This is a genomic window from Acinetobacter pengchengensis, from assembly GCF_982235305.1.
Window position 1 is genome coordinate 1445034 of record NZ_CEVATJ010000001.1, and the last position, 15293, is coordinate 1460326.

The 15293-nt window shown below is 40.0% G+C and carries 18 protein-coding genes; 7 read left to right on the top strand and 11 right to left on the bottom strand.

Annotation, left to right across the window (positions count from 1 at the left end):
• Nucleotides 1–13: 13 nt before the first annotated feature.
• Together AC0T5Z_RS07085 and AC0T5Z_RS07090 are read left to right on the top strand one after the other, a co-directional pair.
• The gene (locus tag AC0T5Z_RS07085; protein ID WP_435337406.1) at nucleotides 14–1348 is read left to right on the top strand and encodes a M16 family metallopeptidase; all 1335 of its coding nucleotides are present in this window, start codon (nucleotides 14–16) and stop codon (nucleotides 1346–1348) included.
• A gap of 12 nt (nucleotides 1349–1360) precedes the next feature.
• The gene (locus AC0T5Z_RS07090; protein ID WP_435337405.1) at nucleotides 1361–3001 is read left to right on the top strand and encodes a M16 family metallopeptidase; all 1641 of its coding nucleotides are present in this window, start codon (nucleotides 1361–1363) and stop codon (nucleotides 2999–3001) included.
• On the opposite strand, the gene AC0T5Z_RS07095 is transcribed toward AC0T5Z_RS07090, so the two are convergent.
• On the bottom strand, nucleotides 2898–3215 hold the full coding sequence (locus AC0T5Z_RS07095; protein ID WP_435337404.1) for a hypothetical protein: 318 nt from the start codon (nucleotides 3213–3215) through the stop codon (nucleotides 2898–2900). The two genes, AC0T5Z_RS07090 and AC0T5Z_RS07095, sit on opposite strands and share 104 nt — an antisense overlap.
• 118 nt (nucleotides 3216–3333) lie before the next feature.
• A complete protein-coding gene (locus tag AC0T5Z_RS07100; RefSeq protein WP_291341598.1) occupies nucleotides 3334–3693 on the bottom strand; it encodes a hypothetical protein in 360 nt (119 codons plus the stop codon).
• Between the two features lie 219 nt (nucleotides 3694–3912).
• Here AC0T5Z_RS07100 and AC0T5Z_RS07105 point away from each other — a divergent pair, with 219 nt between their 5' ends.
• The 3 genes from AC0T5Z_RS07105 to AC0T5Z_RS07115 all read left to right on the top strand — a co-directional run bounded on the left by AC0T5Z_RS07105 (nucleotide 3913) and on the right by AC0T5Z_RS07115 (nucleotide 5223).
• The gene (locus AC0T5Z_RS07105; RefSeq protein WP_435337403.1) at nucleotides 3913–4146 is read left to right on the top strand and encodes an SEL1-like repeat protein; all 234 of its coding nucleotides are present in this window, start codon (nucleotides 3913–3915) and stop codon (nucleotides 4144–4146) included.
• A gap of 151 nt (nucleotides 4147–4297) precedes the next feature.
• Nucleotides 4298–4672, top strand: coding sequence for a DUF2750 domain-containing protein (locus AC0T5Z_RS07110; RefSeq protein ID WP_070154476.1), 375 nt, complete (start codon nucleotides 4298–4300; stop codon nucleotides 4670–4672).
• Between the two features lie 116 nt (nucleotides 4673–4788).
• On the top strand, nucleotides 4789–5223 hold the full coding sequence (locus AC0T5Z_RS07115) for a CBS domain-containing protein (protein ID WP_291341595.1): 435 nt from the start codon (nucleotides 4789–4791) through the stop codon (nucleotides 5221–5223).
• 92 nt (nucleotides 5224–5315) lie between these two features.
• Here AC0T5Z_RS07115 and trpB read toward each other — a convergent pair whose 3' ends face one another.
• The 9 genes from trpB to AC0T5Z_RS07160 form a co-directional block, all read right to left on the bottom strand.
• A complete protein-coding gene (trpB, locus tag AC0T5Z_RS07120; RefSeq protein ID WP_435337402.1) occupies nucleotides 5316–6524 on the bottom strand; it encodes a tryptophan synthase subunit beta in 1209 nt (402 codons plus the stop codon).
• 103 nt (nucleotides 6525–6627) lie between these two features.
• Complete coding sequence (locus AC0T5Z_RS07125) at nucleotides 6628–7815, bottom strand: vWA domain-containing protein (protein ID WP_435337401.1); 1188 nt, start codon at nucleotides 7813–7815, stop codon at nucleotides 6628–6630.
• A gap of 14 nt (nucleotides 7816–7829) precedes the next feature.
• On the bottom strand, nucleotides 7830–8681 hold the full coding sequence (locus AC0T5Z_RS07130) for an AAA family ATPase (RefSeq protein WP_435337400.1): 852 nt from the start codon (nucleotides 8679–8681) through the stop codon (nucleotides 7830–7832).
• A 22-nt stretch (nucleotides 8682–8703) separates the two neighbouring features.
• Entirely contained in the window at nucleotides 8704–9087 is a 384-nt protein-coding gene (locus AC0T5Z_RS07135) for a hypothetical protein (RefSeq protein ID WP_435337399.1), read from the bottom strand.
• A 21-nt stretch (nucleotides 9088–9108) separates the two neighbouring features.
• Nucleotides 9109–9417 carry a YcgL domain-containing protein gene (locus AC0T5Z_RS07140; protein ID WP_435337398.1) on the bottom strand — a complete coding sequence of 103 codons (309 nt, stop codon included), beginning with the start codon at nucleotides 9415–9417 and terminating at the stop codon, nucleotides 9109–9111.
• A gap of 168 nt (nucleotides 9418–9585) precedes the next feature.
• Nucleotides 9586–10728, bottom strand: coding sequence for a ribonuclease D (locus tag AC0T5Z_RS07145; RefSeq protein ID WP_435337397.1), 1143 nt, complete (start codon nucleotides 10726–10728; stop codon nucleotides 9586–9588).
• Between the two features lie 258 nt (nucleotides 10729–10986).
• Complete coding sequence (gene recR / locus AC0T5Z_RS07150) at nucleotides 10987–11583, bottom strand: recombination mediator RecR (protein ID WP_291341582.1); 597 nt, start codon at nucleotides 11581–11583, stop codon at nucleotides 10987–10989.
• Between the two features lie 10 nt (nucleotides 11584–11593).
• On the bottom strand, nucleotides 11594–11923 hold the full coding sequence (locus AC0T5Z_RS07155; RefSeq protein WP_004976621.1) for a YbaB/EbfC family nucleoid-associated protein: 330 nt from the start codon (nucleotides 11921–11923) through the stop codon (nucleotides 11594–11596).
• Nucleotides 11924–11954: 31 nt separating this feature from the next.
• Nucleotides 11955–13142: an O-succinylhomoserine sulfhydrylase gene (locus tag AC0T5Z_RS07160; RefSeq protein WP_435337396.1), complete on the bottom strand. Its 1188-nt coding sequence runs from the start codon at nucleotides 13140–13142 to the stop codon at nucleotides 11955–11957.
• Nucleotides 13143–13292: 150 nt separating this feature from the next.
• Here AC0T5Z_RS07160 and AC0T5Z_RS07165 point away from each other — a divergent pair, with 150 nt between their 5' ends.
• Both AC0T5Z_RS07165 and AC0T5Z_RS07170 read left to right on the top strand, forming a co-directional pair.
• Nucleotides 13293–14387: an alpha/beta fold hydrolase gene (locus AC0T5Z_RS07165; RefSeq protein ID WP_435337395.1), complete on the top strand. Its 1095-nt coding sequence runs from the start codon at nucleotides 13293–13295 to the stop codon at nucleotides 14385–14387.
• 13 nt (nucleotides 14388–14400) lie between these two features.
• Entirely contained in the window at nucleotides 14401–15273 is an 873-nt protein-coding gene (locus AC0T5Z_RS07170; RefSeq protein WP_435337394.1) for an NAD(P)-dependent oxidoreductase, read from the top strand.
• Nucleotides 15274–15293: the final 20 nt, after the last annotated feature.

The window sequence follows — 15293 nt, forward strand, 5'->3', positions numbered from 1 at the left end:
GTTCCAAATTTCAATGAATTCTGTTTATGCGTTGTTTTTAAGTTTAACGGCTTCGATTAGCTATGCAGAAGTTATAGCTATGAATAACACCTATGAAACCACGCTCAGCAATGGTTTAAAAGTCATTATTCGTGAAGACCATCGTTCTCCAATGGTGATGACACAAATTTGGTACAAAGTAGGCAGTAGCGATGAGTCGGGAAATACTCTTGGCATTTCACACGTACTTGAACACATGATGTTCAAAGGCACAGCCAAAGTGCCGAATGATGAGTTTACCCGTTTAAGTCGTATTTATGGTGGCAGTATCAATGCAGCGACCTTTACCAATTACACCAATTATTATCAGCTTTACCCCAAAACTTATTTGCCGCTGGCTTTAGAATTAGAAGCAGACAGAATGAGTAATTTGTTGCTTCGTCAACAAGACTTTGAGCCTGAAATTAAGGTGGTGATGGAAGAACGGCGGCAACGTACCGATGATAATCCGCGGGCTTTGGCTTTTGAACGCTTTAAATGGATTGCCTACCCAAGCAGCCATTATCGACAACCCATTATTGGGCACATGAAAAACCTGCAGAGTATTCAGCTGCAAGATGTACGGACATGGTACAAAAAATGGTATCGCCCGAATAATGCTATTTTAGTGATTGTGGGTGATGTAGATCATCAAGCCGCATTGCTGCAAATCCAAAAATATTTTGGAGATATTCCTAAAGCACCCACACCACCGCGTAATGATGTGTTGGAATTTGAACACTTAGGCTATCGGCACATGGAATTGTCTGCTGCTGTGCAAGTTCCTAATTTATATATGGCTTGGAATGTCGGTTCATTGGCAACAGCTAAAAATCCTCAAGATGCCTTTGCACTCACCATCATCAAACATCTGTTAGATAGTGGAATTACTTCACGTTTAGAACAACGTCTGGTCAGAAACAATAAGATTCTTAGCTCAGTCAGTGTCAGTTATGATCCCTATCAACGTGGGGACAGTTTGTTTAGTATTTCGGCATTGCCTGCAGCTGGTGTAGCATTAAGCGAAGCACAGGCCGCAATTCAAAACGAAGTGGATATGCTGAAACAGGATTTGATCAATGCAAGTGATATTGAACGCGTGGTGACTCAATTTGTTGCCAATTGGATTTATAGTCAGGATGATTTGGCAGAACAAGCCCGAACCATTGGCAATTTGGAAGTCAATGGATTCAGTCACCGTTTAATCGATGTTTTACCACAACACCTGCAAGCCATTACCTCCCAAGACCTTCAACGTGTTGCGCAAAGTTACTTTAACAAAGACAGACTTAGCACCTTGTATTTATTACCTCAAAGCACAACACCTTAAACTGTGATTTCCATGAAAAAACATCTATTCAGCACGCTTATTTTAAGCACGAGTTTTGGCCTATCTTCTCCTGGCTTCACAATGGAAACTGTCACCACAGCAGCCCATAATTTTGCTGAAACAGATGTAAGTACGCCTTTGCAATCTTTGAGCTTGCTACAAAGTTTAAATACTGTAAATGAATTGGTCGATGTTCGCGCTCCACAAGTGCATGAATTAAAAAACCATCAACACGTACGCACTTTATTTGTCGAAAATCCTGCTTTACCAATGGTTGATATTCAACTGACTTTTAATGCAGGTTCTGCCCGCGATGCAGAAATTGAAAAAGGTTTATTTGGCGTTGCTAATATGGCAGCTCAACTCATGGATGAAGGTACTAAACGTTATAAGGCTGAAGAAATTGCCGCAGCTTTTGAAACCACAGGCGCACGTTTTAGTGCCACTGCGTACCGCGATATGTTTGTGGTACGGCTAAGAACACTGTCTGAGCCGCAGAAAATGCAATCTGCAGTCAAAATGATGCTGGAAATATTGAAAAACTCGACTTTTGAGCGTTCCAATATCCAGCGTGTGCAAAGCAATACACAAATCGGACAAAAGCAGCTGCAAGAAAACCCAAGTCGCTTAATGAATATTCGCTTATATCGTGCAATTTACGGACAACATGTCTATGCGGAACCTATTACGGGAACCAATGCCAGCATCAAACGGATTCAACCAGCGCACTTACAACAATTTAGAGATCAGTTTTTGGTCGCGCAAAATATGAATATTGCCATTACAGGAAAATTGACCTTAAAAGAAGCAGAAAAACTTGCCAACAGTATCAGCGCATATATTGCCCAAGGTACTGCTGCAACAGCTTTGCCACAACCTACACCTGCAGCACATTTCAACATCCAACATATTCCCTATCGCTCACACCAGGCGCATGTCAGTATTGCGCAACTTGCGACTACACGCGATGATCCTGATTATTTGGCTTTAGAAATTGCCAATAAAATGCTAGGTGGCAGCAGTTTCAATTCAATTTTGATGAAAGAATTACGAGTAAAACGTGGCTACACTTACGGCGTCAGCAGTTCATTTCGTTTTACTCAAGCAGCGGGATTATTTAGCTTAGGCTATTCTACGCGCCAAGATCAGTTACTCGATAGCATTCAAGTCGCTCACCAAAGCTTAATTCAGTTTGTACAACAACCCATTAATTTGCAGCAATTAAAAGAAACCAAAGCAGGTTTAATTCGTGCTTTTCCGAATCAATACAGCAGCAATGCCAGTATTAATGCCCAGCTTGGACACATCGGTTTTTATCTGCTTCCTGCAAATTATTTAAGTGATTATGCAGAACGCGTGGAGAAAATTACCGCTAAGGATGTGCAACGTGCGATTCGCAAACATTTACACCCAGATCGTTTAACTTTGGTGATTGTGAGCGAACATTTAGATAAAGCGGCATTGGAAAAAATGCTACAGGACAATTTACTTGCGCCAATATCTTTAACTCCGACACCGCGCAATATGAAAACGACGCCAATAGATAAAATTATTCTTGCACCAAGGCAGGAAGTTGTTGAGCCCGATCTTGCTCCATCTGATGTGCCTGCATCAATTTTAAATAATGCACATAACGAATTGGACGTTGATTGAGTAAACGCACTGCCATGTCTTGGGTATTGGCATACATAGATTGTTGCGACAAACGCTCAACATTTTGAAATTGTTGCACCCCAATTGGGCGATAAAGCGCAACACTTGATAAAGTTAAAATAATAAAAATGATACTCAGCACAACAATATTATAAATTTGCTCGAGTTTCAGTTGAGAAATAAATTGAATCGATTTTTGAATTGCGTTGTGCATGACCTACCTCTAATCGCCTTAGTGTAGGATGCCCGTGTGAGTTGTACAAGTTAAACAGCTCAATTTTTACTGTATCGTCACGGTAAAAATTGAGCCTTATTCTACATAGCATTTAGCTTTAGCCAATGGTGCCACGAATGACAGCAAAGTATAAAACCAGTGCAATGACCGCAAGCACCAAGAAAATAGCAAATATACTGACACCACCCTCTGCTTCGGCAGGATGCAGTTCGTCTTCATCGGCGATACGGAGTAATTCACCATCATAATTACGGTAAAATTCAATACGATCGCTTCGCTCTAAAGTCTTGGCAAAATCAGCCACACGTTTACGTTGCGCCAGACAGTATTCACCTAAATGAATATCACGACGGAAAATTGCCTCATCTAGTTTTTTTCGGTGATGATGTGCCAACTCAATAATTTGAGAAGTCAATGGAGGTACATCAAAAGCACATCCGTCTACGGATCTTGTCATGTTGTTCTCCTTTTTTATCATGCTTAGAGCTTTAGTTTAATCAAAATTAAACTTGTTCAATGTTTAATCATGTAAACTTGAAATATGCTCATTAACCCCGATAATTATTTGACAATTCAATCAAATTGTAATATTAGTTTAACAATAAAGCGTTAAATTGATATGAAGCCTAAAAGGTAGGCTTAAATAAGTAATCATAATTACAATAAGGAGTTTAATATGATTCAAACGATCGCTCACCATGACTTAGAGCATGTTTATGCAAATGCGGTAAACACAATTCATTCACAAATGAACTTCCAAGATGCGGTAAAACAACTCGAAGAAGCTGCACGTGCAGGACATGGCAAAGCAGCAATGTTCTTGGCAGAACTGTATTATCAAGGTTTCCGTGTAGAACGTGATTCATTGAAAGCGCAATACTGGCAAAACATGGCCACCATGCAAGCATAATAAAACGTCACTTAGGTGGCGTTTTTTTTGACCCTTAATTTAGATATTTAAACCATAAATACATATTTACTTACGATTTTAAGCAAAGCTTAAACGGTATATTCATCTATTCTTTTTACAATATAGCCAAATTTTACAACCTTGCTTGATTATGAATCAGATTAACCAACTCCACCCTTTACCAAGGGATTTCCTGCTTAAAGTTACACTATTAAAATCAATGATGTACTGCGGTGTACTTTGGGGTTTATATCATCAAGGGTGGGCAATGAGTTCAGATCACGATGATTATATTTTCCCTTTTTGGTTAAATGCTGTACAAGCGCATAAATATGCGGCAAAACACTGGCCACAATACAGTCCTCGTAAAATTTCCGCGCAGGATTTCGAGACTTCTTTATTACCAACGCTCACTCGTTTAAATGTCATACCAACCTTGTATGGTTCGTCAAGTCAAAAAATTAAACTGACCACTTCACAAATGAAGCATTTCTTTTTTAATGAACCTGCGTTAAATATTGCATAAATAGAACCGGAATAGAATTGACGTAAAAATACAATCGTGACGCTAAAGTATTTGCAATTTTTACAATTCACGTTACTTTAAAAGTCAAACAATAAACAACAATCAGGACACAGAATATGACCAAGGTAATTCATGTTTTACAAGATAAAGCACATCACGAAATTTACACAATTCGCCCAGAAGCAACGGTTTTAGAAGCTATTAGTTTAATGGCTGACAAAGGCATTGGTGCGTTGGTGGTTACCGATCAAAACAATCATGTGGTTGGTATTCTGTCTGAGCGTGACTACACCCGTAAAGTTATTTTGATGGAACGAACCTCTAAAAGCACGACAGTCAGTGAAATTATGACTGCTAAAGTACTGACCGTGACCAAAAACACCAGTGTTAAAGAATGCTTGAACTTAATTACTGACCATCATTTACGTCACTTGCCTGTACTTGAAGATGAACAGTTGGTAGGTTTGGTGTCGATTGGTGACTTAGTGAAAGCGACTATGGATGATCAACGCAAACTGATCGAACAATTACAACAATATATTGCAAGCTAAGTAACTGTATTTTCAACCTGAAAAATATAAATAAAGATAAATAAAAACCGCCTAAACTTACACATTTAGGCGTTTTTTCATATTCAGTAAAATTAGTTCAAACCTAATTTTTCTGCTACATAGTCTGAGTCTTTATCACCACGACCTGAAAGATTAACTACAATTTTCACGTCTCTTGCCATTTTTGGTGCTTCACGCAAGGCCCACGCTACCGCATGTGAACTTTCCAAAGCAGGTACAATCCCCTCTACACGTGACAAGGTCATAAAGGCATCTAAACATTCTTGGTCTGTTGCTGTTGAATATTCCACGCGACCAATATCTTTTAAAAAGCTATGTTGTGGCCCTACACCAGGATAATCCAAACCCGAAGCAATTGAATGGACTGGCAATGGCTCACCCTGTTCATCTTCAAGCACATAACACGCCATGCCGTGTAACTGACCAGGTTTACCCAAAGTTAAGGTTGCTGAATGCTGATCTGTATCTAAACCATGCCCTGCAGGTTCTACCCCCACAAGTTTAACTTCAGGATCATTTAAGAAAGCCGTAAATGCACCCACTGCGTTTGAACCACCGCCCACACATGCCACGATGTAATCTGGACTTACCCCAAAACGTTCTTGGCTTTGCATTTTAATTTCATCACCAATAATTGCTTGGAAATCACGTACCATTTTTGGAAATGGATGTGGGCCAACCACTGAACCAATTGCATAAATATAGTTTTTCGGGTCTTTTAAGTATTCTTCAAAAGCACTGTCTACGGCATCTTTTAAAGTCGCTGTACCACGTGTGACTGATATCAGGTTGGCACCTAAAATTTTCATTTTCACGACGTTTGGATGTTCTTTTTCAATATCAACTTGTCCCATGTGAATTTCACATGGAATGCCCACAAGCGCACATGCTGTTGCCAACGCTACACCATGTTGTCCCGCACCTGTTTCTGCAATCACTTTGGTTTTACCCATATATTTGGCGAGCAATGCTTCACCTAAACAGTGATTGATTTTATGCGCACCTGTGTGATTTAAATCTTCACGTTTTAAATAAATTTGCGCACCACCCAACTGCTCAGATAAACGCTTTGCATGAAACAAAGGACTTGGGCGCCCTACATAATTGGCAAATAAATCTTTTAATTCATTTTGAAATTCTGCTGTATGACGAATTTCTTCATAAGCAAGGTTAATTTCATCCATGGCTTCTTTTAAATGCGGTGGAATAAACTGCCCGCCATATTGTCCGAAAAAACCTTCTTCGTTCGGTAATGCGATGCCATTGATTTGATGTTCCATCTCGATCCCCTCAAATTGAAATTCACGTTGCTTATCGTATTGCTATTTCATCAATATGCATGCAATAACTGATATTGATAATAGTTAATGCAAAAAATGGCGCTTATCGCGCCAAATATTTCGTCATATCTTCAATGCCTTTTAAAGTCATTGGGTACATATGATTTTCAAAAATTTGTCGAATTAAACCGATGGTATGTGTGTAATGCCAATAACCTTCCTGTTCTGGATTCAGCCATGCGGTTTTTTCAAAATGCTGACGCAGACGTTGTAGCCACACTTGCCCTGCTTCATCATTCATATATTCCACCGAACCCCCAATCGAATTCAGCTCATAAGGTGCCATACTCGCATCACCGACCACAATTACCCGATAGTCGCGTCCATAGGTATTAAATAAATCCCATGTATTCATGCGGGTACTGCTACGGCGTAAATTGTCTTTCCAAACATAGTCGTATAAACAGTTGTGGAAATAAAAATATTCGAGGGTTTTAAATTCAGTTTTAGCCGCACTAAACAGTTTTTCACATTGGGCGATGTGCGCATCCATTGAGCCACCCACATCAAACAACATCAACACTTTGACGCGATTACGACGTTCTGGCACCAATTGCACATCTAAAATGCCCTGTTTGGCAGTTTCGCGGATAGTGCCATCAACATCTAGTTCTTCAGCTGCGCCTTGACGGGCAAATTTACGCAAACGGCGCAGTGCCAATTGCATTTGTCGCGTACCTAAAATCTGTTCATCGTCTAAATTTCGATACTGACGCTGCTCCCAGACTTTAACGGCAGAACGCTTACGTCCAGGCCCACCAATGCGTACCCCTTCCGTATGATCTCCAAAAGCACCAAAAGGTGATGTGCCACCCGTACCAATCATACGGTTGCCACCTTGATGTTTTTTATGCTGTTCGCGTAAACGTTCTTCCAGCATTTTCATCAATTCTTCTAAAGAACCTGCTTTTTTCAGCTCTTCGCGTTGTTCTGGCGTGAGATTTTTTTCTAGCAGTTCTAAGTCGAACCAGTCTTTAGGCAATTGATGAACTTGCTGGAGTAAATCATCTAAATCTAAAGTGGAAATGCCATCAAAATAGTCTTTCATGGCACGGTCAAACTTGTCAAAAAAACGCTCATCTTTAACCATGACAGTTTTAACAAGTTGATAGAATTCATCTTGATCTGCAAAAACCAGACCCGATGCCACTGCCTGATTTAAGTCAATCAATTCACGTGTGGTGACAGGTACACCGTAGCGTCGCAAGGTATAAAACAAGCGCACAAACATGGCGTTGCCCTCCCTTAACGGCGCGACATAAAGGCTAAACGCTCAAGTAATTGCACATCTTGCTCATTTTTGATTAATGCGCCGTATAACGGCGGAATGGTTTTGCTTTTATCACTATGACGCAAAATATCTTCAGGCATGTCATCTGCCATCAATAGGCTTAACCAATCAATGAGTTCAGACGTAGATGGTGGTTTTTTTAAACCGGGAACTTGGCGCAACTTAAAGAAAACTTGTAAAGCTTCTGAAACCAATGTGCTTGAAATATTCGGGAAATGAACATCGATAATATCGCGCATGGTCGCTTCATCTGGGAAATCAATATAATGGAAGAAACAGCGGCGTAAAAAAGCGTCTGGTAGTTCTTTTTCATTATTTGATGTGATGATTACGATTGGACGTTGTGTTGCAGTAATAGTTTCGCCTGTTTCATAAACATAAAACGACATTTTATCGAGTTCATGCAGCAGGTCATTTGGGAATTCAATATCTGCCTTGTCAATTTCATCAATCAACAACACACAGCGTTCTTCGCTGGTAAATGCTTCCCACAATTTTCCAGGTTTAATATAGTTTTTAATGTCATATACACGGTCATCGCCCAATTGGCTGTCACGCAAACGCGACACCGCATCATATTCATATAAACCTTGCTGCGCTTTGGTGGTGGATTTAATGTGCCATGTAATCAGTTTCAAACCTAAACTTTGAGCCACCTGCTCAGCCAATAAGGTTTTACCTGTACCCGGCTCACCTTTCACCAAAAGTGGTTTTTGCAAAGCACGTGCGGCTTTAACAGCAAGTTTTAGACTATCAGTCGCAATGTACTGATCTGTACCCGAAAATTGTTGCGAATCAACAGACATGATTTTACCTTAATTGTTTTAGTTACAGTGGTGAGGTATTTTTCTTGGCTTTATAAGTCGTTTGTTTATAACGGTATTTTGACCAGAAATAACCGACCAACAAGCCAAGACCGATCACAAATAAAATGGCAGATAAATTAGACCAAACCAATGGCATTTCTTTGGTTAAAACACCAAAAAGAAGTCCAAAGATGGCTGGGGCAAGTGCAGCATTGCTGCCTTCCGATACTGTCGGGGTAAGTAAAATTGCAAACAGCACAATCCAAGTAATACCACCTAATGGATTTGGCAAGCGCTTGGCAATTTCATACCAACACCACAAAATAATGGCACTTCCCAATAAGTAAATAGAAACAGCAATTGCAGTTTCAGGAATTGAATCCAATCCAGTCATCACGCTATTCATTTCTCAACTCCTGAACAAGGGTTATGCACCACGTAAACCTTCTGGTTCCACGGCGTTTGGATTAATTAAACCTTCTGGCGGTACTTGAATAAAGAAACCACGTGTTTGAATAGAATCCATAACGTGCAAAACATTTACACGTGCCAACTTGCGGCTTTCAGACAATTCCAAATCCATTACAAATGTCGCACGACCAAATGCAACTTGCATTGGCTCAGGTAAAACCGCAAGCGGGTTAAACGCTTCTGCTTGATCTTCAGTTTGCTCAGGACGGGCGATGTATAAATACATCTCATCTTTTTTGCTCGACTTATAAATTGAACAGTGCATAAACAACAAAACTCTAAAAACTCAGGCAAAGGATACAATAAAAAAAACCGAGATACATTAACCATTATTAACGCATTGGTCTATGTTTATTCTCAAACAAAGAATGGCGTCAAAATTCATCCATTTTGATGTGAAAAACTGCTGTATTTAAACGTAGATCAGTCTGATTTATTCAGCAGCTCTCATCTGACCTGACAAATAACGCTGATCGGCATGCAAAACTTCAATTAAAGGATGGGTTAATAATTCATAACGCCAACCTAACAAATAGTTGGGTAAATCTTGCTCATCGTTATGAAATACCACATGCTGATAAAGTGCATTCAGCCATTTTTTTCGCAATAAAACTTCTTTTGGAATTTGAGTTTCCTGTACTGCACGCTGAATGACCTGTTCTACATTTTCACCCACTTCTTTTGAAGAATGGCGAATTGGGCGCGCCATACGCAATGGCCATTGTGATTGATCAGGCAGATATTTAATTAAATCTAAAATGGTTTTGCCATGTTCACGCACAATATGCGGGCGTAAATCTTTAATGGTGCTGAGCTGGAACTGATTTTTAGGATTTTTTTCGACTAAATCCAACATGGTAGAATTACGCAAAATAAAACTGCGTGGTTGGTTTAAGGCTTTCACCATTTGCTCACGCCAAACAGCCAACTGTTGTAATTGCATGAGTTGACGGCGTGAATGACGATAATTGCCCACATCCTGATACAACAACTCTAACGGTGTTTCTTCACCAATTTCCTGAGTTAAATTGCGGCAATCTTCATGTGCAAAATCCAGTAAATAATGTTGTTTTAAGTCTGTTTGTACCTTATCTGCCAATTGCATTAAATACAGCACGTCATTGGCAGCATAATTTAACTGTTCATCGGACAACGGACGTGCAAGCCAGTCTGAGCGGGTTTGCCCTTTATCAATATCGACATTGAGCATGGTTTTTAAAGCATTTTGATAGCTGACTTGTAAACCATGCCCTAAAAATGACATCCCTACTTGGGTATCAAAAACGTTATCCAAGTTTTTTTTCTGAGCATAATGATATATTAAATCAATATCTTCGCTGCAGGCATGAAAAATATTTTGCTGCGCTTTAAACAATTTTTCCCAAAATGCACTTAAATTTAACGAAGTCCCATCTAACAAATAAATCTGATCATTGACATTAATCTGGAATACGCCTAATTTTGGCCATAAAGTATCAACTTTAATAAATTCGGTGTCTAAACCATAAGTGCTGTTTTGGCTCATTAATGCCAAGACATTTTCAAAGTCTTTTTGTTGATGAATAAATTGGAACATAGCGAGCAGGTAAAACAGGATTCTCTAGGGCTTCATTTTAAACATTAAATAGTATTTAGCTATAAAAATATGTCCAGTATTTTCAATGTTTATCTAATTTCCAAGTCAATACCGTGAAATATTAAATTTTTTATCGTTTTTTATCTGAATTTGATTTTTTATTGCCTTTGAATGCAAGTAATCCTTTTAGTGAATGATTGATCAGATGACCATTCAAATAAAGCTCACATAAATCATATGAAATAAGCATCTAAATGCTTATTTCATTCGCATCCGATTATGCACCGCCTGACTTAACGTATGACTATCGACATATTCAAGCTCGCCACCTTGCGGCACACCTTGCGCAATACGAGTCATCTGCACAGGCAAATGTTTAGTCGCTTCGACTAAATAGTGTGCTGTCGCCTGACCTTCTACAGTTGCATTGGTCGCCAAAATGACTTCGCTAATGTTGCCATTGCTTAAACGCTGAACCAAGTACGGAATACCAATTTCGTCAGGCCCAATTCCATCTAAAGGTGATAAGTGCCCACCTAAAACATGGTATTTGCCACGGAAACTTCCACTTTGCTCAATCGCCATGACATCGGCTGGAGATTCCACCACGCAAAGTAAGTGTGCGTCACGATCATGTGAGGCGCAAATATCGCAGACCTCATCTTCCGTTAATGAGTGACAAATTGAACATTCATGAATATAGCTTGTGGCTTCGTTCAAAGCATGAGCCAAACCGACTGCACCTTCTCTATTTTTCATAATCAGGTGCAATGCCATGCGTTGAGCCGACTTTGGCCCAACACTTGGCAAAATGCGTAGCGCTTGTACCAGTTGATCAAAACGATCACTAAACATACGCCGTTCCTTAGAATAAACCTGCCAAACCTGGTGGCAAACCCATGCCTGAATTTGCAGACTTCATTTTTTCTTCAGAAATTGCTTCGGCTTGACGGGCTGCATCATTCATTGCAGCGGCAATCAAATCTTCAATCATGTCTGCATCGTCTTGCAATAATTCAGGATTAATTTCAATGCGTTTTACCACATTACGGCAAGTCATGGTCACTTTCACTAAACCACCACCCGCTTCTGCATGCACTTCAGTTTGTGCAAGTTCTTCTTTGGCTTTTTTAATGTTGTTTTCCACTTCTTTTTGCATGCGCTGCGCTTGCTGCATCAACATATTAATGTTCATAAAAATCTCCGAACAAATGATCTATTTAGTTTTAAATGAGGTCTAAACCGCGCTCGATGTCGCGAATAATATCATCAATATCTTCCAAACCAACAGAAACACGAATTAAACCTTCACTGATGCCTGCTGCTTGTTTGGCTTCTGCGGTCATTCTGCCATGCGATGTTGTTGCAGGATGGGTAATGGTTGACTTTACATCTCCCAAGTTACTGGTGATAGATAGGAAGCGCGTGTTGTCAATCACGGTCCACGCGCCTTTACGCTCACCTTTCACCACAAAAGATACAACACCACCAAAGCCAGACTGTTGCTTTTTCGCCAACTCATGCCCTGCGTGATGCGGCAAGCCTGCATAATACACTTTTTCAACTTTTGGATGCGCATCTAGCCACTCGGCAAGTTTTTGTGCACTGGCGCAATGTGCTTTCATCCGCAGGCTTAAAGTTTCTAAGCCTTTTAAGAAGATCCATGCGTTAAATGGACTTAATGAGTTACCCAAAGTACGAATCACACCGTTGATTTCTTCAACCAACTTGTCTTTACCTACCACAGCGCCGCCTAAAGCACGTCCCTGCCCATCAATATATTTGGTCGATGAGTAGATAATCAGGTCTGCACCAAATTTAATCGGTTGTTGTAAAACTGGGGTGCAGAAAGTGTTATCGACTGCAAATAATGCATTATTTGCATGTGCAATATCGGCAATGGCTTGTAAATCGCCCACTTGTGCCAATGGATTTGATGGCGTTTCAATAAATAAAAGACGCGTATTTGGACGAATAGCTTGTTTCCAGCTGTCTAAATCTTCTAAATCAACAAAAGTGACATCAATACCAAACTTCATCACGTATTTTTCAAACAGTGAAATGATCGAGCCAAATACCGCACGTGAACAGACCACATGATCACCCGCTTTAAGATAAGCCAAAGTAATCGCATGAACAGCCGCCATACCCGAACTGGTCGCAACCGCACGTTCCGCACCATCTAATACTGCCAAGCGTTTTTCAAAAGCCTGTACGGTTGGGTTGGTATAACGTGAGTAGGTGTTGCCTTCAATTTCACCTGAGAATTTTGCAGCTGCATCGGCAGCATTTTCACAAACAAATGATGAAGTCAGAAAAATCGGCTCACTGTGTTCGCCTTCAATTGTACGGTTGTGTCCGGTACGAATTGCCAAAGTATCTAATTGATATTCAATGTCGTCGTGTTGACTCATCTTTACTGCTCAGCCCTAAACTTAGTCCTAAGACCTGTTTGTTAATAATTGCCAACATTTTGAGCGCCAAGCGCATTTAAGGTCAAGGTAAAATATATAAATATCGTTTAGACTTCATTCAAATCGGCGCCGTGTGTGATAGAACACTTTATGAATCAGCTACAACGCAAATTTAATCCATACAGAAAAAAGCTAAAAAACCTGAGTATTCGTCTGTTAAAAAGTCGTGATTTGGTGCTTTCACAAACCACGCCATACGACATCGTGGGACGTTATAAATTTGCGCAGATTCGCTATTACGCTTCGCCAGATAAGCAATATAAAGAGCCGCTGGTTTTTATTGCACCTTTAGCAATTACTATGTCGATTTATGATTTGTATCCTTATCGCTCTTTGGTGAAACATTTTCAGCATAGCGGTTTTGATGTGTATTTGGTTGATTGGGGACAATTGACCTATCAACATTGTCATTTAAATTTTATGGCTTTTATTCAAGATGCAATCCCCAATTGCATTCAGCTCATTTTACAACACGCCAAAGTCGAACAAATTTCACTGCATGGTTGGAGTATGGCGGGGGTATTTGCCATGTTGTATGTGGCAGATCAACAACCCGCACATATTAAAAACCTTATGGTTTTAGGCAGCCCTGTAGATAGTTATGCTTCGGGGCGAGTTGGCAAACTCTTTCAACTGACCAATCAGCTGATTTCTAAATACCCTAAATTACAACATGCCTTTTTTTCAGGAAAAATTCCCAAACATTTAATTCATACACCAGGTTTAATCAATGCGATTGGTTTTAAAATTTTAGATCCTAGAGCATGGCTAGAAAGCAATAAACAGATGCTATCGAATCTGCACGACTTACAAACCTTGCACGAAAACGCGACCTTAGCCAATTTTTTAAATAATATGATTGATTATCCAGGTGGGATTAATCAGGACATGGTATTGAATGTATGGCTGCAAAACCCACTCAAACAAGGCGCTATTCAACTGAATCAACATACCATTGAACTTAAAAATATTGATTGTTCACTTTTGGTCGGTGCGGGTGATAGCGATCAAATTGTCACAGCTGAAGCTGCTCACCCATTATGTGAATTGACAAGTAGTAGCGATGTCACGTTTACTCTTATTCCAGGTGGACATTTAGGTTTAATGTCCAGTCAAAAAAGTGCCAATGCGTTTTGGCCTAAACTGACCACATGGTTAGAACAACGATCCAGCAAAATCGGATAAAGAGAGCAAGAACATGATTCAATCTGTTGCATTTATTGGCTTAGGCGCAATGGGCTACCGCATGGCAGCACATTTACCTAAACATTTTGACACGGTCTATGTTTGGAATCGTAACTTTGCCAAAGCCGAGCAACATGCTGCTGAATATGGCACACAAGCGGTTGAATTGGCTCAAGCGGTTCAAGCAGATATTATTTTTTCTTGCTTACCGACCAGTACCGAAGTTGAAAACCTAATTGCACAAATTCAGCTGAAAGCAGGCTCAGTATGGGTCGATTGCACCAGTGGCGTACCTGAGAGTGCTAAAAAATTAGTACAACAACTTGAAGTACAACAGGTCGACTTTTTAGATGCACCTGTAAGTGGGCAAACTATTGGTGCAGAAAATGCGACATTAACAGTCATGATTGGTGGTAAAGCTGCTGCTTTTGAAAAAGCCCTACCTGCAATTCAGGCTTTTGGTAAAGTGATTCAACATGTAGGTGAACCTGGCGCAGGCTTTGCAGTAAAAGCAGTCAATAATATGCTAATGGCTGTGAGTTTATGTGCAGCAGCTGAAGGCTTTACCACCTTAAAAGCACATGGTGTAAACTTAAATCAAGCCTTGCAATGTATTAATGCTTCGAGCGGTAAAAGTGCAGTAACGGAAATGATTTTGCCGCAGCGAGTCCTGAACCGTGCTTTTCCAAATACTTTTGCTTTATCTTTACTAGCTAAAGATACAGGTATCGCATTAGATTTAGTCCATGAAGCAGCTTTGCCTGCACCTGTATTGGCTTTAACCCAAAGCCTGATTCAAGCAGCAAATTTAAGTGCAGAAAAAAACAGTGATTTTTCCACTGCCGTGAAAATGTATGAATTATGGAGTAATATTACCCTAGAGTAAGAACTCGCCATTGAATATAC

Bases quoted from the DNA above. Each gene is read 5' to 3' on its own strand.
- AC0T5Z_RS07090 (WP_435337405.1), top strand. From the start codon at position 1,361: ATGAAAAAACATCTATTCAGCACGCTTATTTTAAGCACGAGTTTTGGC.
- AC0T5Z_RS07125 (WP_435337401.1), bottom strand. From the start codon at position 7,815: ATGTTTGTGCGCTTGTTTTATACCTTGCGACGCTACGGTGTACCTGTC.
- AC0T5Z_RS07105 (WP_435337403.1), top strand. From the start codon at position 3,913: ATGATTCAAACGATCGCTCACCATGACTTAGAGCATGTTTATGCAAAT.
- AC0T5Z_RS07160 (WP_435337396.1), bottom strand. From the start codon at position 13,142: ATGAGTCAACACGACGACATTGAATATCAATTAGATACTTTGGCAATT.
- trpB (WP_435337402.1), bottom strand. From the start codon at position 6,524: ATGGAACATCAAATCAATGGCATCGCATTACCGAACGAAGAAGGTTTT.
- AC0T5Z_RS07100 (WP_291341598.1), bottom strand. From the start codon at position 3,693: ATGACAAGATCCGTAGACGGATGTGCTTTTGATGTACCTCCATTGACT.
- AC0T5Z_RS07095 (WP_435337404.1), bottom strand. From the start codon at position 3,215: ATGCACAACGCAATTCAAAAATCGATTCAATTTATTTCTCAACTGAAA.
- AC0T5Z_RS07085 (WP_435337406.1), top strand. From the start codon at position 14: ATGAATTCTGTTTATGCGTTGTTTTTAAGTTTAACGGCTTCGATTAGC.
- AC0T5Z_RS07130 (WP_435337400.1), bottom strand. From the start codon at position 8,681: ATGTCTGTTGATTCGCAACAATTTTCGGGTACAGATCAGTACATTGCG.
- recR (WP_291341582.1), bottom strand. From the start codon at position 11,583: ATGTTTAGTGATCGTTTTGATCAACTGGTACAAGCGCTACGCATTTTG.
- AC0T5Z_RS07135 (WP_435337399.1), bottom strand. From the start codon at position 9,087: ATGAATAGCGTGATGACTGGATTGGATTCAATTCCTGAAACTGCAATT.
- AC0T5Z_RS07170 (WP_435337394.1), top strand. From the start codon at position 14,401: ATGATTCAATCTGTTGCATTTATTGGCTTAGGCGCAATGGGCTACCGC.
- AC0T5Z_RS07155 (WP_004976621.1), bottom strand. From the start codon at position 11,923: ATGAACATTAATATGTTGATGCAGCAAGCGCAGCGCATGCAAAAAGAA.
- AC0T5Z_RS07115 (WP_291341595.1), top strand. From the start codon at position 4,789: ATGACCAAGGTAATTCATGTTTTACAAGATAAAGCACATCACGAAATT.
- AC0T5Z_RS07145 (WP_435337397.1), bottom strand. From the start codon at position 10,728: ATGTTCCAATTTATTCATCAACAAAAAGACTTTGAAAATGTCTTGGCA.
- AC0T5Z_RS07110 (WP_070154476.1), top strand. From the start codon at position 4,298: ATGAATCAGATTAACCAACTCCACCCTTTACCAAGGGATTTCCTGCTT.
- AC0T5Z_RS07140 (WP_435337398.1), bottom strand. From the start codon at position 9,417: ATGCACTGTTCAATTTATAAGTCGAGCAAAAAAGATGAGATGTATTTA.
- AC0T5Z_RS07165 (WP_435337395.1), top strand. From the start codon at position 13,293: ATGAATCAGCTACAACGCAAATTTAATCCATACAGAAAAAAGCTAAAA.